We start from the raw sequence: 22490 nt of genomic DNA, 5'->3' as shown, positions 1-22490 counted from the left end.
GCGTCAGAGGCGGAGCACGGCGACGCGGCGCCCTCGCGGCGTGGTCGCCTCGGAGAACCGGGGCGCGCTCCGGCCGAGCCGCCCGCGGGCGTCGAAGATCACGAGCGTCCCGCGCCGTTGCCGCAGGCGCGCGAGGTAGCCGTCGATCTGGGCGAGGCCTTCGCGGAGCGGATCCTTCTGGCCCTCGCGCCACACCTTGAGCTCCAGCGCGCGCCGCTGGACGGCCCGGGAGCCGTCGGGCCTCTGGTAGGGAAAACGCACGAGCAGGTCGATGCGCCCGCGGCCGACGCCGTACTCGCGATCGATGAAGCCGCCGCCGTTGACCGCGCGCTGGAGGAAGGCCATGAGGACGAGCTGCGGCGCGACCTCCGGATAGGGCATGCCGGAGGCGAGCACCTCGCCGTGCTCGTGCCAGAAGGCGGCGAACGCGCGGAGCAGGCGCCGGAAGGCGAGGCGCCCGTCGGGCAGGAGGAAACGCGCGCGCGGGGCGTCGAGCCTCTCCTCGGCCGACGAGGAGAGGACGCGGGCGATCACCTCGCGGTAGATGGGGTTGGCGATGCGCAGCGGCTTGTCCTGGGCGACGAGCCCGAGATCGCGGACGTAGGAGGCGTCGTCGTCGTAGGTGTCGCCGCCGCCGCGGTACGTCCCCGCGAGCATGGGCTCGAGCACGCGCCGCACGCGGGGCTCGACGAGCTTGCTGACGAGCGAGTCGAGGTGGGTCGCCCGGGCGAGGAGGAGGCGCTCCTTGGCCTGCTCGACGTGCGCGAGGCTGATGGGCTCGCCGGGCGGGACGACCATCTCCTCGACGATCTCGCGGCCGAGGGCGTTCACGAGCCAGGGCTGGCCCCCTGTGAGCTCGAAGGCGCGGGCGAGCGCCGCCTCCTCGAAGACCTGGCCCGTGTCGGCGGTGTGCTGGGCGTAGAGGGCGCGGAGCTCTTCCTCGGAGAAATCGCCGAGGCGCAGGGAAGCGAGCTTGATGTTGAACGAGCTGGCGGTGCCGAGGCGCTCCGGATCCCCGCCGCTCGCGGCCTTGTAGTCGCGCACGTCGCGCAGGCCGCAGAGGATGACCGAGGCGGGGAAGTGCTCAGGGCGGCTCGGGAAGCCGGCGCGGAGCTGGCGGAGGACGCTGAGCAGGCTCTGGCCGCGGAGGGCGTCGATCTCGTCGAAGAAGAGGGCGAGCGGCCGCGGGCAGGCGCGCGCCCAGCCGGTGAGGGCGGCGGAGAGGAGGCCCTCGTCGCCGTCGAGCGAGAACGGGGGCGGCTGGAGCTCGGGCGGGAGCGCGATCTGGGCCGCGCGCGCGAGCTCGCGCAGGACGGCGCGCTGGGCGGAGCCGTAGTCGTCGCCGGCGGCGGCGCCTTCCTCGCAGGAGAAGAGGACGGCGGCGTGGCGGCCGGAGGTGGTGAGCCGCTCGGCGACCGCGCGCAGGGCGGTGGTCTTGCCGGTCTGCCGGGGGGCGTGGACGACGAAGTAGCCCATCTGCGCGACGAGGCCCGGGGCCTCCGGCAGCCGGCTCTCGGCCGGGACCATGTAGTGCAGATCGGGGCGGCAGGGGCCGGCCGTGTTGAAGCGGCGCTTCACCCAGGCGAGCCTTGGGCCAGCGACGAGGCGGAAGCAAGGTGCGGACGACGAGCGCGGTGGCGGCGGAAGGCTGGGCGAAGGGGAAGCGGATGGAGAGGTGGTTCTGGATCGGTCTCGGTGGAGCGGTGGGGACGCTCGCGCGTTATGGGGTGTCGACGTGGTGTCAGCAGCGCTTCGGCGTGGGGTTCCCGTACGGGACGCTCGCCGTCAACGTCGTCGGGTCGTTCTTGCTCGGGGTGATCATGCAGGTCGCGGCGATGAGCGAGCTGCTGTCGCCGACGCTGCGGCTCGGGTTGAGCACGGGGGTGATGGGGGGGTTCACCACGTACTCGAGCTTCAATTATGAGACGATCAAGCTGGTTCAGAATGAGGCGTGGATGGCGGGGGTGGCGAACGTCGTGATTACCGTGGCGGGGTGTTTGATCGCGGGTGTGATGGGGATGATCGCTGCGAAACGGCTGCTCGCGATCTGAGGTGGTGAGCTCCCGGGAGCCGTAGCGGGTTCCCGTGACGGCATGAGCCGCCCATGAACATCTTTCGTCTTTCGTCTCACGTCCTTCGTCTTTCGTCTTCGTCTTTCGTGCTCGTCTTCGTGCACGCTCGTACCGTCACGCAGGTCGTCTCGATCCACGTGGGACGGGATGGAGCGAGCACGATCACGAGCACGAAGACGAGCACGAAGACGGGAGAGGAGAGACGAGGGACGAAAGACGAAAGGCGGGGCTTGGGAGGCGAGCTCCCCTGCTACCTCATCCGTCACCCCCAAGGAGAGGCGACGTCTCCTCCGGCGCTGCCGGATTCCCGGCGGGCGCCTCGCTCCCGGTGGAGGAAGCCTTCTTGGAGTTGCCGGAGCGAACCTCGAACATCCACGCAGCCTTGTTGAGCTCGGGCACGAGGATGGTTCCATCCACCCGCCGCGCCGACCTGAATGCGCGGAGGATCTTCTCGATCACGATCGCGACCCTCCCGTCCTGAAGATCGAGCGCGCGCTGGGTCACCCGCCGCCCGGTGGCGATCTGCACGCTGGCGGTCCCGCGCACCCTCTGCGCCGTCGCCCGGAGCGTGGCCGCGCACTCCGCGCCGACGCCGTAATCCTCGAGGAGCTTCCCGTCCTGCAACGGATCGGCCCTCCTGGTCTCCTCGATGAAGGCCGCGAGCGCCTCGAGGCCCTTGGCGAGGTTCTCGGGCGAATCCGCTCGCCCCACGATGGCGTCGACCCTCGCCATGCGGCGCGCGCCGAGCGCGTTGCGCAGGCCGTCGTAGCAGAGATCGCGCTCGGCGATGCCGTCGCGCATCGCGCTCCGCCCCTGCGCCTCGACTGCAGCCCTCGCCCCGGCGACCTCGGTCGCCTCCGCATCGTGCGACCGTTTCATCGCCTGCAGCCTGCCCGCCTCGGCGACGAGCAGCGGCAACAGCGCCGCGGGCATGCGCACCTTGCTGCGCTGGCTCTCCGACAGCGAGCCCAGAATGCGCCGCGCAGAGGCGACGAAGTGCGGGACGTCATCGATGAGGCTCTGCGAATCGATGCGCGTCCCCTCCGCGACGAGGTCCTCCTCGGGGATGCCCGCGAACGTCCGCGCGGCGAACGTGCCGTCGGCGGGGCCGAGCTCCCTCGCGAGCAGGTCGAGGGTGATGGTGGTGGATGAAACGATCGGTGCCTCGGCCGGCGAGCCGGCCGGCGCGGGCTTCTTGGTCTTGGAAGTGGCCATGAGAGGAGAAGCTATGGGAAAGCGTCAATGAGCACATCCACTGGGCAGGATCATGGCGCGACGAGCCCGACCAAAGGGCACTTCGCACCGGGAAGGCGGCGCGAGACCGGCGGCGGGGGTGAGCACGGAGCGGTGCGGCGCGCACGGCACGGAGCGGACAGCGCCACGGCGGCCAATGGCGCGCGCGAGGCCGGCGGGCGGCGGCGCGCAATGCTGGTCAAGCCGGCGCACCACCGGGCCGAGGCACGCGCACGGCGCTGCGCGACGCGCGCACAGGTGGATCGAACGCGCGCACGACACGGGCGGGGCGCGCGGGAAACCTCTCGGCCCCGCACGCCAGAGATCTCGGGAACGCGCGCACGGCGCTCGGGAACGCGCGCACGACGCTCGGGAACGCGCGCACGACGCTCGGGAACGCGCACACGACGCGTTGCGTCAAGACCTCCCCTGTCCTCCAGCCGGCAACAGCGCGCCACGCCCACACCGCCCGCAGGAAAACTCAGAGCGAGCGCTCAGCGATCCGGAGCAGCTCGTCCCATGCGGGCACGTCGAGGCCACCCAGGGGCTGGGCGAGCGCCGCGGCGCGCTGCGCGGCGGCTCGGGCATCACCGGCGCCGGCGCTCGCGAGGCGCCGCGAGAGCTCGCGGTGCGCGGCCACGGCGAGCACACGGCTCACGTGGTCCTCCGCGGTGTCGCCAAGGAGCGCGCCGGCCTTGCCGGCGAGAGCGCGCGCCGGCGCGACGGCGCCATCCCCTTCCGGCTGGAGCACGATCGAGAGCAGCTCGACGGCCACCCGCGCGCGCATGCGTGACCGGAAATCCAGACCAGAGCGTTCCCACTCGGCGATGAAAACGAGCGCTCGCTCGAACCATGTCGAGGCGCCTTCAGGAGCCCCCGTGACCATCGCGAGGACGCCGGAGGCATACGCATGGAAGGCGTCTGCCCGTAAGGCCCCCTCCGGCTCGATCTCCTGGGAGGAGAGCGTCTGTGCACCCTGCGGACGCGCCAGGAGCTTCGAAGCCCGTTCCGTGTTTCCACGAGCGATCTCGATGATCGCCAGGGCAGCATCGCAGCGCTGAGCGAGGCGCGCATGCGCCTGCGGCCAAGCGCCGCGCTCCTCGGCGCCCGCTTGTTCGAGATGGCGAAGCGCATTGTCGAGATCGCCGGCGAGGAGGTCGAGATCCATGGCCAGGAGCCGCGCGAGGGGCTCCCCACCGCGGCGCTCTCGCACCTCATGCTCCAGGGAGCTCACCGCGACCGGGTTCTCTTCCGTCAACGGAGGAAGCAGTCTGGGACGGAGCAGCTTCGAGCTCTCCTTCCTCGCCCTGGCCACCTGGCCGCGCTCGGCGATTCGAAGGACGTGTGACTGATGCCATCCGGGGGAGCGCCCGAGCAGAAGCCAGAGCGCGCAGTCGAGCCGATCCGTCTGCTCGAGGTGGCCAAGGCACCACTGTACGAGCGCGTTGGCCCGCAGGACGCGAGCTACTGCCGCCTGCGATGAGCGCGCGTCGACCGCGTGGTCGTCGTGCAGCGAGACGCCGAGGAGCGAGAAGTCCCGAGCCCCTTCGGACTCGTTGAGCGAGAAACCGATGAGCGAAAGCGCCCGATGCCCATGGACCGCGGCTTCGGTCGCGCGATCTCGCGCGGCGAGCGCGATCGCTAGGCCTGAGAGCGCCTGGGCCGTGAGCTCCACATCCTCGCCGTCGCCGCGCTCTATGACGTCGGTGCAGAGCGCCTCGACCTCGTCGAATCGCCTCTCGGTGAGCGCCCACTCGGCGAGGCGCAGCTTGCGCTGCGCCGCGATGCGCGGCGCGCCCCGCTGAAGCCCCTGCTGGTCATCGGACGTCGGCTCGCTGATCTCGCGCGCAGCGCGCGCGGAGAGGAGGTCCTCGATCCAGGGTCGGACCACGAAATCGCCGCCAAAGAGCGCGAGCGGCGAGACGGCACGCAGGAGCAACAGAGCGTCGTCGATGCGCCCCGTTGCCGTCGCCATGCCGGAGGGGAGGGCCACGCGAGCTGCGCCCACAAACGAGATGGATCCCTGCGCGTGGGCCTCCAGGCCGGCTCCGCGCACGCTCGCGTCCTCGTCAATCACATACTCCCCGCTCCGGATCGACCACACGTCCGGCGCTGCGGCCGCGAACACGGGCGCGAGCGCGGCCGGCAGCATCACCACGACCTCGCCGCGGGATGAGCCCAGGACGTTGCGCTTCTCGTTCCAGAGCGAAAACAAGCGAGCCCACGCCTCCGAGTCCACGTACGCCGCGCGCGACGCGTCGACGAGGTGGATCGCGCCCCGGAGCTCTTCCGGCGGGTCGAGCAGCGGAAGCAGGAGGCGGTCCGCGAGCTCGCCGTCCGTGAGCGGCGTGTCCTCCAGCCGCGCGCCGTACGGCTCCAGCCGCACCACACGAACGCCGGCGCGCCCGAGCCGCGGGAGCTCGGCCGAGAGCGCCGCGACCAGCTCGTCCGCCGCGCGGGGGCTCGCGCAGCGCGCGAGGTAGAGGTGGAACCGCCGCGAGAGCGCGAGCGCCCGGACCAGCCGCGAGCGCTCTCCCCCCGCGGCGCCGGTCATGCGCCGCTCTCCACCGCGGCGTCCTTCGCGTCGGGCGCGGGACCGGCGAGCTCTTGCATCCCAGCCACCGACGGATGGAGATCAACCCACTCGTCGTCGTTGAGGTAACGCAGGATGACGTTGTTCTGGAGCAGGTGGTCGGCGGCCTCCCGCTCCTGATCATTGCTCGTGATGAGCCGCTTCGTGCGGTTCACCGTCGCGAGCCACGGGATCGCGCCGCTGTCGTACACGATGCTCCGGTAGGCGTTCCCCGCGCGGTAGAGCTCCCGCTCGAGCGTCTTCCCGTCGACGGGGAACGCCTCGAGCTCGAGCAACGTCTGAAGGAGCCGCACGATCTCGCGCGGATAGCCCCCCGACCAGAGCGCGATGGCGCGGATCCGGTCCCGGAGCGCGGCCTTGCCAAAGATCTCCTCGAGCGCGGCCTCGTCGATGCGCTTCCTCACGAGCTCCGCGATGACCTCGACGCCCTCGGGGTGAAGCCTGCCCTCGACGTCCCGGACCTTGATCATCGGCAGGAACGACACAGGCTCGACCATGCGGCGCGCGAGCGCCGGCGGGATCGTGTAGAGCACGTGCACCGGGAGCTGGAGGTACGGCGCGCCGCTCGAGAAGATGCGCTCGGCGCTCTCGAGCACCGGCTTCCACGTGAGGCTCGTGCCCCGCAACTTCTCCAGCGAATCGAAGAGGATGACGACGCCGGCGCGCCCGAGCTTGCGCGCGCGCCACTCGAGCTCCCGGAGCTCGTCGTGCACGAAGCGGACGAACGTGGACAGGTGCTTGGCCACGATCTCGCGGACGCGCTGGCGCACGGTCGGGTTGGTCTTGAGGTTGAGATCGAGGCCCGCCTTCGCGCCCGCGACACCCGCCTTGGACCCCACGTCCACACCCGCCGTGAACTTCCCGATCTCGACGTCTGTCCGCGAGAGCCACGCCCAGAGCCGCCCGAGAGGCCCATCCGTCAGGGCGTCTGCCGCGTCGCCTCCCTCGGCGGCCAGGACGGCACGCTCGGTATGCTGCAGAATCAGCGCGAGCACGTCCGAGATGTCGATCTCGACCGTGAGGTCGAGGACGTCGTCGGCGTCGATCAGGACCGTGAGGAGGTTGCGCCGCTTCGGATCGGAGAGGCGCTCGGCCAGGCGCTGGATCTCCGTGCTCTTTCCCGTCCCGCGCAGGCCGGTGAAGAGCTGGCAGACCGGCGTCCTGGAGAGCTCGATCTGGCGCGCGAGCTTGTTGGTCCAGTGAGCCCCGCGGACGCCGCGCTGGTCGATGTCCACGTTGCGGGCGTCTCCCGGCGAGAGCGGTTCGTCGGGATTGCAGCGGTTGTAGAGCTCCTGGAGGCGCTCGAACTCCATCGCCGGGAAGGTAGCCGACGGTCCTGAACCCGTCAGGAAATTCGCTCCCGCGCGGCCCCCCCGGTCACGCCACGAGCCCGCGCTCCCGGCTCGCCTCGTCCAGCCGCACGAACCGCGCTCCGCCGCCTCCTCCGCGCCCTCCCCGCGCGATCTCCTCCACGAACGCCCCCAGCGCCTCCATCCGCCTGCCCAGCGCCACCCGGAGCTCCGGCTGAACCGGCGCGAGCGCCTCCAGCCCGTCGCTCCGGTCGAGGAAGTCCATCCCGTGCAGCTCCAGGTTGACGAACCCCTCCCCCGCGCAAGCGCGCGCCAGGAGCCGCGCGCCCGCCGCGCCCGCGAGCGCCACGCTCGTGCCGATCACCGGCAGCCGCGGCCCGGGCGTCACCTGGATCGGCAGCTCGACGAAACGCCGCCCGCCGCGCAGGTACCACGGGCGCCCCGGCCGGTAAGGCCGGCGCGGGGCCGCGAGCACGCGCGGCGTGTCCAGGATCGCCGCCGATCCCCTGCCCTTCACCCGCTGCACCCCCATCGCGAGCGCCTTCGCGGCGTAGTACGGGGGGCTCGGGAACACCGAGGAGTCGAACGCGACGCCGACCGCCTCGAGCGCGTCGAAGAGCGCGTCGCTCACGGTGTAGCCCGGCGCGCGAAAGCCCGTGGGACGCCGGCCCACCGCCTCCACGATCGCCTCGGCGCCGAGCAACACGTCCTCGGCGATCGCGGCGCGCGGGAGCCGCGAGAGGTCGTAACGATGCCAGTACGAGTGGTTCTCGACCGCGTGGCCCGCGTCGCTCAGCGCGCGCAGGGCCGCCGCGCTCTCCGGGCGCGCGAGGTCCTGGCCGATCGCGAACAGCGTGACAGGGATGCCGTGGGAAGCAGCGAAGGCGGCGATGCGCGGCAGCGCGACGTCATAGACGGCGTGCAGCGCGGCCGCCGCCCCGGAGCGCTCCGGGACGGCGAGCCCGTGGATCGCGAAGTAGTTCGGGATCTCGTCGAGATCGACCGAGACGGCGGCCAGGCGGCCCCGCATCGGACCGCGTCAGCTCGCGGCCATCTTCGCCACCTCGGCGGCGAAGTCGTCCTCTTTCTTCGCGATGCCCTCGCCGCGCTCGTACCGGACGAAGCGGGTGAGCGTCACCTCGCCGCCGGCCGCCTTCGCCGCCGCCTCACGCAGCTTGTCGATCGTCTGGCCCGAGAGGCCGCGCGACGCCGCCTCGACCGACTCCTGCTCGATCAGCGCGACCTCCGAGAACCACTTGTTGAACTTGCCCTCGATGATCTTCGGCCACGCGGACTCGGGCTTCGGCTTCGGATCCTCGCGCAGCTGCGCCTCGAAGATCTCCTTCTGCTTCGCCTTCAGCTCCTCCGTGACCTCGTCGCGGCGGAGGACCAGCGGGCTCATCGCGGCGGCCTGCATCGCCGTGTCCTCGACGAACTTCTGCACCTCGGGGTGCTCGGCCACCGCCTGGCTCGACGTCTCGACCGCCACGAGCACGGCGATCTTGCCGCCCAGGTGCACGTAGGCGTGCGCGACGCCGTGCTTGCCCGCGGGGATCGACACCCGATCCCAGCGGCGCACCGCGATCTTCTCGCCGATGCGCGCCGTCAGCTCCGTCGCGACGTCGGCGACCGGCTTGCCGCCGATCGAGAGCTGCGCGACGTCCGCGCCCTCAGGCGCCTGCTCGGCCGCGGCGAGCACGTCGCCGACGAACTGCCGGAACACGTCGTTCCGGGCAGCGAAGTCCGTCTGGATGTTGACCTCGACCATCGTCGCGCTCCGCCGATCGGCCGCGACCGAGGCGCGCACCTCGCCCTCGGTGGCGGACGCGCCGGCCCGCTTGGCGCTCTTCGCGAGACCCTTCTTCAGGATGATCTCGACCGCCTTCTCCATGTCGCCCTCGGCCTCCGTGAGGGCGCTCTTGCAGTCGCTCATCCCCGCCTGGGTCCGCTCACGAAGCTCCTTGATCGCCTGCGCATTGATGCCGGCCATGACAATTCTCCTTCGACCTAGATTGGAGAGGCCGCGCAGAGCGGCCCCCTTTCCACTTCCGACTGGTGATGCACGAGGGGCCCCGAAGCTGCAATCGGGGCAACCGGGGCAACCGGGGCAACCGGGGCAATCAGGGCAGGAACGAGCAAGGAGGCGACGTCATCGCCTCCCCGCCCCCGCCCCGAACGCCGGGCCGCGCTCCGGCGCGGCCAGCGGCCGCTAGGACGCCTGCTGCTGGCGCGGGCCGCCGCGGCCGCCGCGGCCGCCCTGGTACACGTTGATCTCGTCGCGCTGGCCACGACCGCCGCCGGCCGGGGGCTGCGAGCCGTGCGCGCCCTCGCTGTGATCCTTGCGGCGCTGCGCGCCCTCGACGCACGCGTCCGCGACGCGGGCCGTGATCAGTCGGATCGAGCGGATGGCGTCGTCGTTGCCAGGGATCACGAAGTCGACGAGATCCGGGTCGCAGTTCGTGTCGGTGATCGCCACGACCGGGACGTTCAGCTTGCGCGCCTCGCTGATCGCGATCGACTCCTGGTGCGGGTCGATCACGAAGATCGCCGCCGGGAGGCCGCCCATGCCCTTGAGGCCGCCCAGGTACTTCTCGAGGCGCTCGCGCTCCTTCTCGAGGCGGACGACCTCCTTCTTCAGGAGCTGCTCGTACGTGCCGTCCTCGCGCATGCGCTCGAGGGTGCGCAGGCGATCGAGGCCCTGCTTGATCGTGCGGAAGTTCGTCAGCGTGCCGCCGAGCCAGCGGTTCGTGACGAAGTACATGCCCGCCCGGCGGGCCTCCTCCTGCACGATGTCCTGCGCCTGGCGCTTCGTGCCGACGAACAGCACGTGACCGCCGCGGCCCACCGCGTCGGTCAGGAAGTCGTACGCGCGCTTGAAGAGCCGCGTCGTCTGGTCGAGGTCGATGATGTGGATGCCGTTGCGCGCGCCGTAGATGAACGGGCGCATCTTCGGGTTCCAGCGCTTCGTCTGGTGGCCGAAGTGCACGCCCGCGTCGAGCAGCGAGCGCAGCGGGAGCGGGAACTCCCCGGCAGCGGGGGTGACGGCCTGCATGGTGTCGGCCGCGGGGACGGGTGCGGAAACGGTCGTGTCGGTCACGGCAGGTCCTTTCGGTTGGTCCGCCGCTCCCCCTCCCGCAACCAACCCCACGCGCGGACAGCAGCGTCCGTGTCGATGGGGCACCGGGCCGCGGATTGCCGTGGTGCCAGGGGAGCGTGTGGATTTGCTCTCGGTCGGCAGCGCGAGGCGGGTACTCAGCCTCCGCTGTCCCCCTCATTACGAGACCGCAAGAAGGGGGCGGTTTGCTACCCCGACGTGCCTCGCTTGTCAAGCGGGGGTACGGCCACGCCGAGCGCCTCCGTCGACGCCCGATCCTGCCATGATTCCGCGCGCGCCGCCGTCCACCACGCTGCCGGCGCGGTCCCGCTGCCGCGCCGTGGCCGGGTACTTGCGATGGCGTACACTCGTCTCGTGCGCACCGCTTTACAGGGCTTCCTTTCTGCACGGTTCGCCTCGGTCTGCGCGGGCGTCGCGCTCGCGTCCGCCTGCATCGCCACGGCGCCGGAGGGGATCCGCCGGCAGACCGACGGCGACGGGGGCGGCTTCGACTTCGATCCGGACCCACAGACGACCTCGTCGAGCAGCGGCGCGCTGCCGGACGCGGATCCACACGCCCTGCTCGGCGCCGCGCCGACGCACGGGCCGTTCAACGGCGGACAGCGCGTGCTGCTCCACGGGAACGGGTTCAGCTCCAAGGTCCGCGTGTGGTTCGGCGACGTCGAGGTCGATCCGTCCGCGATCGTGCCGGTCGATCCCGGCCGGGTCCAGGTGACGGCGCCGCCGGGCAAGGCCGGGCCGGTGGAGCTCACCACCCAGAACGGGGACGACACGTCGACCCGGCGATCGCTGCCGGGCGGCTACGTCTACGACGCGCTCTACGCGTCCCCGTCGAGCGGGCCGATCTCCGGCGGGACGAGCATCGAGCTCATCGGGCAAGGGACGCGCTGGGACACGACCACCGTCGCCAGGATCGATCAGAAGCCGTGCACCGCGCTCGCCGTCGAGGAGCCGACGCGGCTCCGGTGCACCGTGCCCCAGGGCACGCCGGGCGCGAAGACCATCTCGGTGACCACCGGCGACGAGACGATCCTCGTGCTCGACGGCTACACCTACGAGGACAGCGCGAACGGCTACAAGGGCGGGCTCAGCGGCGACCCCCTCGCCGGCCGGCTGGAGGTGCTCGTCTACAACAACTTCACCGGGGACCCGATCCCGGGGGCGCGCGTCGTCGTGGGCAGCAGCCTGCCCGCGGCGCTCACCGGCGAGGCGGACGCGTCCGGCGTCGCCGTGTTCGAGGACGCCTCGCTCGACGCGCCGCGGACCGTCACCGTCGCGGCGACGTGCCACAGCCCGATCTCGTTCGTCGACGTGCCCGTCGACACCGTCACCGTGTACCTCGATCCGGTGCTCACGCCCGCCTGCGGCGCCTCGGGCGATCCGCCGCCGCCGGTCGGCGGCAAGGTGGGCAGCGCCGGATTGCTCGACGGCGAGATCGTCTGGCCCGCGTCGACGGACACCGGGACCGTCGCGTGGGGCAACGTCCCGAACCCGCGGCGCGCGACCGAGCGCCGGGTCGCGTACGTGTTCACCCTCGGAACCGATCCGCTCGCGACCTTCAGGCTGCCGTCGCAGGGGCAGGCGATCCTCCCCGAGACGCCCGGGCAGCTCGGGCACGCGTTCAGCATGTACCTCGCGCCCGGCAACCGCTCGGTCTACGCGCTGGCCGGCATCGAGGATCGATCGATGGATCCGCCCAGGTTCACCGCGTACGCGATGGGCATCGTCCGCGGGATCCCGGTGCTCCCGAACCAGGTGACGGGCGACGTGTTCGTGCAGATCGACAAGCCGCTCGACCACGCGCTGTCGATGGACGTCGCCGCGCCCGCGCGCGGGGCGAAGGGGCCGGACCGGATCCAGGCGAACGTGTCGATCATGGTGGGCAACGACGGGTACATCACCCTGCCCATCGGCGCGCAGAGCCCGCTCATCCCCTTCGACGGCCGGCTCTCGTTCGTGGGCGTCCCGCCGCTCGACGACGACCTGTTCGGCTCGCGTTACCACTCGTCGGCGCGCGCCGTCACCGGGCAGGCCGGCCTCGCGCCGCTGTCCGTCGTCGGGCGCGTCCTTTCGACGACGACGAGCGAGGCGGTGCGCATCGGCGACTTCGTCGGCGTGCCGACCCTGGAGACGCCGGCGCTGAACAGCGCCTGGGACGGCGCCCACCTCGCGACGAGGTTCACCGCGGGCGCGCCCGTCGACCTCAGCGTGTACGACATCGCGAGCGGCAACGGCCTCATCCGGTGGACCGTGGCCGTGCCGGCGGGATCCCACGCGATCGAGCTGCCGGACATCCGGCAGCTCGGCGTCGACAACGGCGCGCTCCCGCCGGGGCCGATCGCGATCGGCGTGTACGGGGCGCGGATCGACGGCTTCGAGTACGGGAAGCTCGTCTACCGGCAGCTCAAGCCGCAGGGCATGACGGCCTACTCCCTCGACAGCTTCAGCGCACACCTGTGATGAGCGATCCGCTTCGCACACCGCGCGCGCGCCGACGGCGGCGCGCCGACAGGACCCCGAGGCCGGTGGCCGCCGCCGTCGCCCTCGCCGGCGCCGCCGCGGGGCTCGGGCTCGCGCCGAGCTGCTTCGACCGCGGCACGCGGTGGGGCGACGCGCCCGAGGAGCCGCCGCCGCCGCCGCTCTGCGCGGTCGGAGAGCTCCGCTGCGGGGCGGAGCTCTCGCGGTGCGAGGAGACCGAGGCGGGGCTCGCCTGGGTGACGATCGACGACTGCGCGGCCCGGGGGCTCGTCTGCGCATCGGTGGAGCTCGGCTGCACGGAGTGCGCGCCCGGCGTGCCGTCCTGCCAGGGGCAGGACGTGGTGGCCTGCGCGCCGGACGGCAGCCTCGGCGACGTGATCGACACGTGCGACACGAGCGACGGCGCGGCGTGCCGGGGCGGCAGCTGCCTCCGGCTCTGCAGGGTCGCCGAGGTCGAGCGGAGCAACGTGGGATGCGAGTACTGGGCCGTCGATCTGGACAACGCGCGGATCGACGCGACCAGCAACGCGGCGGCGCAGCAGTTCGCCGTGGTGGTCTCGAACCCGCAGCCCGACGTGCCGAACGAGGTCCACATCTTCCAGGACGACGGCGCGCCCGGCGATCCGCCTGCGCCCGTGGAGATCGCGAGCGCCCTCGTCGCGCCGCTCAACCTGCAGGTGTTCAAGCTCGGGCCCCGCGAGGTCGATGGCAGCCCGGACGGCGAGTACAACACGGGCACGCACACGGCGCTCACGCGGCACGCGTACAAGATCACCTCGAAGTTTCCCGTGGTCGCGTACCAGTTCAACCCGCTGGAGAACGTCAACGTGTTCTCGAACGACGCGTCGCTCCTGAAGCCGCGGGAGGCGCTGACGTACAGCCCGGGCGCGATGGCGACGGCGTACGTGGTGGCCGGGTGGCCGCAGACGATCGCGAGCACCGACGATCCGGACACGAACTTCGATCCGGCGAACCCGACGGACCTGCGGGCGTTCCTCACGATCGTGGGCACGCGCGAGGAGACGACGGTGCGGGTGGCGACGACGGCGCGGATCGTCGGCGGCGGGCCCGTGCCGGAGACGGCCGCGGGCGGGGAGGTCGAGGTCAAGCTCGGCGCGTTCGACGTGCTCAACCTGGAGACCGGCGGCTTCAACGCGGACTTCACCGGATCGATCGTCCGCGCGGATCAGCCGATCGCGGTCTTCACGGGCGGCGAGGCGTCGGACGCGCCCCACTTCCCCAGGCTCGCGGACCGGCGCTGCTGCGCCGACCACCTGGAGGACCAGCTCGACCCGATCCGCGCGACGGGCAAGCGGTTCGCCGTGCCGCACACGCCGAACCGGTCGCAGACGGTGAAGGAGGCGGGCGCGCAGATCGAGGTCGTGCCCGAGCCGGAGTTCGTGCGGATCATGGCGGCCACCATCCGGGGCGCCCAGATCAGGACGACGCTGCCGCCGCCGAACGACCGGATCACGCTGTCGTCGATGGGCCAGTTCCACGAGGTGATGGTGTGGGGCGACTTCCTGATCGACAGCTCGGAGCCGGTCGTGGTGTCGCAGGTGATGGCGAGCCAGAACGCGACCGGCGTCCGGCAAGGGCTCCCGGGCGGCGATCCGAGCCTCATCATCCTCCCGCCCATCGAGCAGTTCCGGCCGGACTACGTGTTCCTGACGCCGGACAAGTACGCCTTCGACTTCATCTCCGTGATCGCGCCGCCGTCGGCCGTCGTGCGGCTCGACGACGTGGCGCTCAGCCCGGAGGAGTGCGAGATCGCGCCGGCCGACGGGCTCACCGACGAGCAGCGCGGGGGCGACGCGCCGGCGCTCGTCGTCTACCGGTGCCAGCTGAGCTTCGCGACGATCGATCCGGACAGGCCGGCGCCCGACAACGTGCGGCCAGGGCGGCAGCGCGACGGCGTGCACCGGATCGCGGCCTCGGCGCCGGTGGGGCTGCTCGTCACGGGGTTCGACTCGTTCGTGAGCTACGCGTACGCGGGCGGCTCCGAGCTCCGCGAGATCGCCGCGCCCGACTGAGCGGCCGGCGGTCGAGGCCGCGGCTGCTTGCCGCCGGCAGTCGAAGCCGGCGGCTACTTGCCGCCGCCGGCGAGCAGCCCCTTGAGCTTCGCCACGAGCCGCAGCGCGTCGAGCGGCGCGAGCCGGTCGACGTCCACGGCGCGGAGCGTCTCGATGACGGCCGCCTGCTCCGGCGGCACCGCCGGCTGCGCCGGGGCGAACAGGTCGAGCTGCGCGGCGCCGGCGCGGTTGCGGCCGCGGAGGGACGCGTGTTTGCCGCCCGGCAGCGCGGCGCCCGACTCCAGCGTCGCGAGGATCGCGCGCGCCCGGGCGAGCACGCTCTCGGGGACGCCCGCGAGCCGCGCGACCGCCACGCCGTAGCTGCGGCTCGCCGGGCCCGCCTCGAGCTTGTGGAGGAAGATCACGTCGTCGCCGTGCTCGCGCGCGGCGACCGAGTAGTTCGCGATGCCCGGGGCGCGGGACGAGAGCTCCGTGAGCTCGTGGTAGTGCGTCGCGAACAGGGCGCGGCAGCCGACCGCCTCGAAGAGGTGCTCGGCCACGGCCCAGGCGATCGCGAGGCCGTCGTAGGTGCTCGTGCCCCGGCCGATCTCGTCGAGGATCACGAGCGAGCGCCGCGTGGCGCCGCGCAGGATCTCCGCCGTCTCGCGCATCTCCACCATGAACGTGCTCTCGCCGCGCGCGACGTTGTCGCTCGCGCCCACCCGCGAGAGGATGCGGTCGACGAGGCCGATCTCCGCCTCGCGCGCCGGGACGTAGCTGCCCATCTGCGCGAGGACCACGATCAGCGCGACCTGGCGCATCAGGGTCGACTTGCCCGCCATGTTGGGACCCGTGATCAGCCAGAGCCGCTCGCCCGAGAGGTCGAGGCGGGTGTCGTTCGGCACGAAGTGGCCCGCGGCCGCGTAACGCTCGACCACCGGGTGGCGGCCGTCGCGGATCGCGATCGCCTCGCCCGCCGTGACGTGCGGCCGCACGTAGTCGTTGCGGTGCGCGACGTCGGCGAGGGCGGCGGCGACGTCCCACGCGGCGAGCCTGCGGGCGAGCGCGCGGAGGCGGCCCTCGGCCTTCGCCACCTGGGCGCGCAGCCGCTCGAAGAGCGCCGTCTCCCGCTCGAGCGCGCGCGCGCCGGCGTGCTCGATCTTGTCGGCGAGGTCGTCGAGCTCGTCGTTCGTGTACCGCTCGCCCGTCGCCACCGTCTGCTTGCGGCGGAAGGTGTCCGGGACCTTGCCGACGTGCGCGCGCGTCACCTCGATGTACCAGCCGAACACGCGCGTGTACTTGACCCGGAGCGACGGCGCGCCCGTCTTCGCGCGCAGCTTCGCCTCGAGCGCGAGGATGAGCTCCGTGCCGTTCTTCTCGACGGCCCGCGCCTCGTCGAGCTCCTTGTCGTAGCCCTCCCGGAAGATGCCGCCCTCGCGCACGTTCGGCGGGGGCCGCTCGACCAGGGCGGCGGTGAGCTCGGCGCAGACGTCGGCGACGACGTCGGTCGCCGCCGCGTCGGCGAGCAGCGGCTCCGAGCCGGGCGGCGCCGCGGCGCCGCGGCGGCCGTCGGCGGCGACAAGGTCGGGGATCGACCGGACCGCGGCGACCGCGGCCGGGGCCGCCGCGAGGCCGTCGCGGAGGCCGCCGAGGTCGCGCGGGGTGGCCTCGCCGAGCAGCGCGCGGACGCTGAGGCGCTCGAGGTCGCCGACGCCGCCGAGCGCCTGGCGCAGCTCGCCCCGGGCGCGCGGGTGCGCGACGAAGAGCTCGACCTCGTCGAGGCGCCGGCGGACGGCCGCGACGTCCGCGAGCGGCGCGAGCAGGCGGCGGCGGAGCAGCCGGGCGCCGCCCGGCGTGACCGTGCAGTCGATGACGTCGAGCAGCGTGCCGCGCCGGCCGCCGTCGGCCGCGCGCGCGAGCTCGAGGTGCGCCTGGGCCGTCTCGTCGATGCGCAGCGTGCCCGAGGTGTCGTGCGGGGCGACGCGGCGCACCGGGATGCGCGCGCCGGGGCTGCAGCGGCGCGCGAAGCGCAGCGCCCGCGCCGCGGCGCGCACCGCGGGCAGCGGGTGCTCGGCCGCGGCCGCCGCCGAGATCGGCTCGAGCGCGGCGTCGTCGAGGATCGACGCGACCGCCGCGCTGTCGAGATCCTCGTCGTCGCGCAGCGCCGCGCGGCAGGCGAGCGAGGCCGCCGCGGCGCGCACGTCGGGCAGGTCGCGGGCGATCAGCGCCTCGCGCGGGTCGGCGCGGGAGAGCTCGGCGAGCAGCGTCGCGGCGTCGGGGATGGAGGCGGCGGAGAGCTCGCCGGTGGAGAGATCCAGGAGCGCGAGGCCGTACGGCCCGCCCGCCGCGCCGGCGTCGCCGCGGGGCGCGCCGCCGCCGTCGACGGCCGCGAGGTAGTGGTTGGCGCGCGCGTCGAGCTGCTCGGCGTCGGTCACGAGCCCCGGCGTGACGACGCGCACCACCTGGCGGGGCACGAGGCCCTTGATCTTCGACGGGTCGCCGCACTGCTCGCAGATCGCCACCTTGTGGCCGAGCGCGAGGAGCCGCGCGATGTAGCCGTGCGCCGCGTGGTGCGGGACGCCGGCCATCGGGACCTCGTCGGGCTCTCCCTTGTTGCGGCTCGTGAGCGTCAGGTTCAACGCGCGCGCCACGAGGACGGCGTCGTCGTTGAACATCTCGTAGAAGTCGCCCATCCGGAAGAAGAGGATCGCGTCAGGGTGGAGCGCCTTCGCGTCCTCGTACTGCCGCATCACCGGCGTGAGCTTCTTCCTGGCCGCAGGCTGCTCGGACGGATGCATCGGCGGCGTCTTAATCTCGACGCCGGATGAGGTCTACGCGGGACTTACGGGTATTCGCCGCCGTATTCGTGGAAATTCCGGGGCGCTCTCCGGAATGCTGAGCCGGCCCCGGCGGCCCGCTCAGCGGAGCTGGCGGGCCACGGCGACGCTGGTGGAGCTCAGCAGGAACAGGCCCTGGAGCGAGCCGTCCGCGACCGCGAGCTCGCCCGTCGCCGGGATGTAGCGGATCGACTGCGGCTGCAGCTCGAAGGTGTCGGCGACCTCGGCGAGCTGCAGGACGACGGGCGAGAACGCCCCCTGGGTGGCGAAGCGGAACTGCATGTCCTGCATGCTGGCGAGCGCTTGCGGCCCGCCGGTGATCGCGAAGCGGAACATCGGGTTGATGAAGGCGCCCGGCGCGCCGTCCGCGACCGCCCCGTCCTCGCGCGTGTGCACGACGCGCCCGTTGCGCCGCGCGAGGCGCGGGTCGCACGAGTTGCGGCACTGGCCCGTGGTCGGATCTGCGATGACGTGGTGCAGGAACCCGCCGTCGCCGTCCTGCACGATCCACTGCTGCGCGGCGCGGATGCTGACCTGCACCTGGCCGGGGAAGCAGCACGCCGCGAGCTTGACCTCGGGGTCGTCCGGATCGAGCGCGAGGTGGTCCTCGAACGCCTCGACGATGCGGAGCCCGGGGCGCGCGACGTCGCCGCCGTACCGCTCGCTGCAGACCTCGAACGAGCAGCCCTTCGCCTCGCTCTTGGTCCACTGCGCCGCGTCCTCGTCCGGGAGCTCGGTCGTGATCTGCACGAAGTCGGCGAGCTCCGCGGCCCTGGCCGCGGCCCCCCCCGCGCCGGCGGCGACCAGCTGGTCCCTCACGCTCTCCCGGCTCTGCACGCCGCGGCGGCAGAAGCGGGCGTCGGCGCCGCGCAGGACGGGGACCGCCCCGCCCGGGTCGCCGTCGACGACCTCCTCGCCGAAGACGAGGAAGGTGTCGCCGATCTCGGGGATCATGCCCTCGTAGGTCACGGTCCACGCCTCGTCGGCGAGGTGCACGCGCGGGTCCTCGAGGTTCATCGCGAGCGCGTGCTGCGGCTGCCCGGACTGCCTCGTCACGAGCCCCCGCTCGTCGAAGTCGCTGTCGTTCGTGTCGGAGAGCAGGATGCCCTCGCGACGCGCCCCGACCGCGAGGGAGAGCTCCAGCGCGGCGGTCCCGTCGGACGGGAGCGTCGCGCGCATCTTCGGGCTCTCGTCGGAGAGCTGCACGATGCTGCCGCTTCGGTCGTAGAGGAGCGGGAGGGCCTGCACGCCCGGCTCGCGCTGGCCGGAGGCGTCGCTCGGGACGATGTAGTCGCTCGAGCGGAGCGCGTGCGGGACGACGACGTTGCAGGAGGCCTCGCCGGAGGTCCTGAGCTCGCAGGTGTCCTCGATCCCGTCCCCGTCCGCGTCGACGCGGGCGCCCTTGCGCGGGTTCGGGTAGTAGGGGCAGTCGTCATCCCGCTCGAGCACCGGGTTGCCGCCGGCGTCCAGCACCGGCTGCATCTGCTCGTCGAGCGCCGGCTTGAAGTTCGGGATCCCGTCGCCGTCGAGGTCGTCCGGGGTGCCGCCGGGCGCCAGGGCGACGTCGCAGCCGGCGAGCGGGCTCGCGACCTCCGGCCCGCGGCAGGCCTTGTCGAGGTCGTCCACGTCGGCGATCACGACCTCGCCGCTCGTGAGGAGCAGGTAGGCGAACGAGCCCCGGAGCTTCAGCGGGCCGGCGCCGGATCGGCGATCGGGCGCCGTGCGGTAGCTCGCCTCGATGTCGCACGAGGCGACGTTGTCGTCGCACGGCACGAGGTCCGGGTCGGGATCACACCGGATCCCCTCCGGCGCCACGCCCGTCGCGGGCAGGCTCGCGGGGGCCTCGCGCTGCACGATCGCGAGATCGCGGACCGGCGCCGGGAGGCGGATCCGGTCGGGCGGCTGGAACGGGTTCCACTCCGGGTGCTCGCGGACGACCGGCGCGCGGCTCGCGGCGCCGTCGCTGACGTCGAAGACCATCACGCTGCCGTCGCCGGCGTCGACCGCGTAGAGGAAGCGGCGGAAATCCGGCGGCGACGCCTGGCTCACCGCGAGCCGGCCCGTCGTGACGACGCGGTCGGGCTGGAGCGTCGACGAGGGCAGCAGCGGGGGCAGCTCGCGCGGCGCGCAGGGCGTCGGGAGGTCGACGACGTGGATCACCGGCGCGTCGAGGTCGCCGACGAACAGGCGATCGCCGCTCAGCGCGAGCCCGGAGGGCCGCGCGTCGCCGATCTGCCGCGCCGCGCCGCCGGCGGCCTTCGGCTCGGCGCACTCGGCCCCGTGGGGGGCGTACGCGGGCGGCGCGACCGGCGGCAGCGAGACGTCGAGGGTCAGCCACTGCTCCACGTCGCACGCCGCGAACCCGCCGCTCGTGTACGCGTCGTCCTCGAGGAGCTTCTGCGCGTCGATCACCGCGAGCTTGCCGAGCTCGGGCAGCGTCACGACGAGCTTCTGCCGCCCTCCCCCCTCGGCGCCGAGGCTCGCGTTCGTGGTGGCGCAGGCGTCGCCCGCGGCGGCCGCGGGGTCGCCGGGGCGCTCCGGCTCGACCGTGTACTCGCCGTCGCACGAGCTGCGCAGCTTGCCGTCCTCGGGCGGGTCGGCGACGAGCAGCACCTCGCCCGGCGCCGAGGGGAGCGAGCAGGCCGGCCAGGAGCTGAGCGACGGGACCGGGCAGCCGTCGCGCCGCAGCACCGTGGACGACGGGAGCGCGAAGATGCCCTCGCGGCCGTGGTCGGCGACGGCGACGAACGTCGCGGTGCCCCCCGGCGTCGCGACGATGTCGACCGGCTGCGCGCCGACCGGGAGGAAGGTCGCGCCGGGCGTGCTCTGATCGCGGTCGAGGACCGACGACTCCCGGGCGGTCAGGTCGATGACCGCGACCTCGCCGCGCGAGGTCTGCGTCACGAGGGCGTAGAGGTGCGGCAGCTCGGCCCTGCCGCCTTCGGGGTCGATCTCGAAGTCGGCGGGCGACTCCGCGGCGCGGTAGGAGCAGTCCGTGATCGGCAGCGGCCGCATCACGGGCGGCCTCGCCGGATCCGGCCGGTCGAGCGCGAGGCAGACGAAGGCGCTCCGGCCGGACTGCGCCAGGGATTCGACGTCGACGGGCGTGGGATCCTCCGAGCACCCGGCGAGCGCCTGGGCGGCACCGAGGGAGAGGAGCGCGGCGCGCAGCTTCATTGGGACTCCCGGGGCGGCACCGGCCGGCCCACCGTGAGGATCATCGATCCGAACGTGTTCGCGTTGCGCATGTCGAGGTCGACGACGCCGAGGTACGAGTCGGTGAAATGCGCGATGTACATCATGGAATACGATCTGCAGCCGGGGTTCTGCGGATCCGCCGCGCAGTCGCAGTCGTCCTGCTCCGAGGTGCACGCGACGCCGGTGTCGAAGGCGATCGCCTGCGGGCCGCGCCCCGTGCGGATGACCGCGTCGACGCGGCGGGCCTCCGGGTCGTAGGAGAAGGCGAACCCCGTGTCGAACGCGACCGCGAACGCCCGGCGGCGGCGCGCGCCGTCCTCGTCGATCACGTCGCCCACGGCGACGCGGGACGGGAAGGCCGCGAGCGGGGCGGCGTCGCGGATCGCGAGCGTCTCGTAGCCCGAGACCCACGTTCCGTCCTTCTCGACCAGCGTCGTCCTCACGTCGCCGATGAGCAGCGAGCTCGGGTGACGGTGCGCCACGAACGCGAGCAGCGGGATCTCCGCGCACCCGGCGAGGCACGCGTGGTTCGTGGCGGGGCACGCCGCCTCGCAGGCCTGCCGCTCGCTCGCGTCGACCGCGATCCCGCGGGCGTCCTCGCCGCTCGCGACGGCGGAGATCGGGGTCGCCGACGACCGGAACAGCGCCGGGGGCGCGTCGTCGATCCCGGTCCCGCCGGCGGAGGCCCGGATCAGGTCGACGCGCGCCGCCTCGATGAACGTGAGCAGGAAGCCGGGCTGGTAGTCGATCGCCTTGTCCTCCGCCGCCAGCTCGGTGACGAGGCGGGGCGGCGGCACGGCCGCGATCTCGGTCGGCCGGGGGGGGAGGTCCGAGAGGATCGCGGACAGCTGCGGGGGCGCGTCGGAACCCCACGGGTTCGAGATCAGGCTGACCTTGTCCTCGGTCTGGTGGGAGACGACGACGGTCGTCCCGTCCGGGCTCGCGGCGATGCCGAGCGGCTCGAGCGGCAGCCTGCCGACGCCCTCGACCGGGTCCTCGCCGAGGCGGTTCTCGCGGCTGCAGCGGTCGGTCGGACCGCAGTTCAGGTAGAAGCAGTCGACGATCGTCCCCTGCTCGGTCTTGACCGAGCACGGCGGCGCCTCGGGCGACCCGGGACCGGCCCGGTCGTCGGCGACCTCGAAGTAGGTGACCGACGGGTCGCCGCGCACCGGCACGAACATCCGCGCGCCCCGCTGGCCGGCCGGGCCGTGGGTCAGGAGGACGTCGGAGGCGAACGCGCCGATGATCGCCGACCTGCGGACGATCTCCTCGTCCCCGTCGAGGGACGCGACGTCGAGCGGCGCGCAAGGCCCGGGGTAGAGCACCGGCGCGTCGTTCGGCCCCAGGCTCCCGCACGCGGCGCTCACGTCGGCGGCCGCCCCTCCCTCCGCGCCGCCCTCGCTCGCCTGCGCCGGGTTGAGCGCGCGCTGGAGATCCAGCGCGCGCTTGCGCAGCCGCTGGAGGTCCAGCGCCTGGATCGTGCCGCCGTTGTACTGGAGATCGAAGTCCGAGTTCGCGACGTAGAGGACCCGGCCGCCGGGGGACACCGAAAGGCCGGTCGGGTAGTAGAACCCCTTGGTCGGCGGGGAGAGGCCCTCGCTGTCGACGAAGCAGCCGGCGCCCCCGAGCCCGCCCACGATCA

13 protein-coding genes are annotated in these 22490 nt (G+C 72.9%); 3 read left to right on the top strand and 10 right to left on the bottom strand.

The features are described from left to right. Positions 1-3: 3 nt before the first annotated feature. Complete coding sequence (locus WMF43_RS17650) at positions 4-1578, bottom strand: AAA family ATPase (protein ID WP_437681569.1); 1575 nt, start codon at positions 1576-1578, stop codon at positions 4-6. An 89-nt stretch (positions 1579-1667) separates the two neighbouring features. Between WMF43_RS17650 and crcB the strand changes: the two genes are divergently transcribed. After that, a complete protein-coding gene (crcB, locus tag WMF43_RS17645) occupies positions 1668-2051 on the top strand; it encodes a fluoride efflux transporter CrcB (protein WP_437684030.1) in 384 nt (127 codons plus the stop codon). A 276-nt stretch (positions 2052-2327) separates the two neighbouring features. Here the strand turns inward: crcB and WMF43_RS17640 are convergent, their stop codons facing one another. The 6 genes from WMF43_RS17640 to rpsB all read right to left on the bottom strand — a co-directional run bounded on the left by WMF43_RS17640 (position 2328) and on the right by rpsB (position 10260). Beyond that, positions 2328-3287 (bottom strand): hypothetical protein, encoded by a 960-nt coding sequence (locus WMF43_RS17640; protein ID WP_437681567.1) that lies wholly within the window; start codon positions 3285-3287, stop codon positions 2328-2330. Between the two features lie 499 nt (positions 3288-3786). Continuing rightward, complete coding sequence (locus WMF43_RS17635; protein WP_437681566.1) at positions 3787-5859, bottom strand: hypothetical protein; 2073 nt, start codon at positions 5857-5859, stop codon at positions 3787-3789. Continuing rightward, positions 5856-7211 carry a hypothetical protein gene (locus tag WMF43_RS17630; protein WP_437681564.1) on the bottom strand — a complete coding sequence of 452 codons (1356 nt, stop codon included), beginning with the start codon at positions 7209-7211 and terminating at the stop codon, positions 5856-5858. Before WMF43_RS17630 ends, WMF43_RS17635 begins: the two co-directional genes overlap by 4 nt. 64 nt (positions 7212-7275) lie before the next feature. Further along, a complete protein-coding gene (locus WMF43_RS17625; RefSeq protein ID WP_437681562.1) occupies positions 7276-8238 on the bottom strand; it encodes a polysaccharide deacetylase family protein in 963 nt (320 codons plus the stop codon). A 9-nt stretch (positions 8239-8247) separates the two neighbouring features. Then, on the bottom strand, positions 8248-9198 hold the full coding sequence (gene tsf / locus WMF43_RS17620; RefSeq protein WP_437681560.1) for a translation elongation factor Ts: 951 nt from the start codon (positions 9196-9198) through the stop codon (positions 8248-8250). 219 nt (positions 9199-9417) lie between these two features. Beyond that, positions 9418-10260 (bottom strand): 30S ribosomal protein S2, encoded by an 843-nt coding sequence (gene rpsB, locus WMF43_RS17615; RefSeq protein WP_437684028.1) that lies wholly within the window; start codon positions 10258-10260, stop codon positions 9418-9420. Between the two features lie 417 nt (positions 10261-10677). On the opposite strand from rpsB, the gene WMF43_RS17610 reads away from it, so the two are divergent. Both WMF43_RS17610 and WMF43_RS17605 read left to right on the top strand, forming a co-directional pair. Further along, complete coding sequence (locus WMF43_RS17610; protein ID WP_437681558.1) at positions 10678-12783, top strand: IPT/TIG domain-containing protein; 2106 nt, start codon at positions 10678-10680, stop codon at positions 12781-12783. Positions 12784-12848: 65 nt separating this feature from the next. After that, positions 12849-14834: an IgGFc-binding protein gene (locus tag WMF43_RS17605; protein ID WP_437681556.1), complete on the top strand. Its 1986-nt coding sequence runs from the start codon at positions 12849-12851 to the stop codon at positions 14832-14834. Positions 14835-14887: 53 nt separating this feature from the next. On the opposite strand, the gene mutS is transcribed toward WMF43_RS17605, so the two are convergent. From mutS to WMF43_RS17590, 3 genes are all read right to left on the bottom strand, one after another. Then, on the bottom strand, positions 14888-17611 hold the full coding sequence (gene mutS, locus WMF43_RS17600; RefSeq protein WP_437681554.1) for a DNA mismatch repair protein MutS: 2724 nt from the start codon (positions 17609-17611) through the stop codon (positions 14888-14890). Positions 17612-17731: 120 nt separating this feature from the next. Then, entirely contained in the window at positions 17732-20827 is a 3096-nt protein-coding gene (locus tag WMF43_RS17595; RefSeq protein ID WP_437681553.1) for a hypothetical protein, read from the bottom strand. Then, a complete protein-coding gene (locus WMF43_RS17590; RefSeq protein WP_437684027.1) occupies positions 20824-22485 on the bottom strand; it encodes a hypothetical protein in 1662 nt (553 codons plus the stop codon). The genes WMF43_RS17595 and WMF43_RS17590 overlap by 4 nt, the downstream gene beginning before the upstream one ends. Between the last annotated feature and the right edge of the window lie 5 nt (positions 22486-22490).

Origin of the sequence: Sorangium sp. So ce131 (assembly GCF_051519095.1) — a bacterium.
Classification (GTDB): Bacteria; Myxococcota_A; Polyangia; order Polyangiales; family Polyangiaceae; genus Sorangium.
The sequence above is the reverse complement of the archived record's forward strand: the minus strand, read 5'-3'. Positions and strand labels throughout refer to the sequence as shown.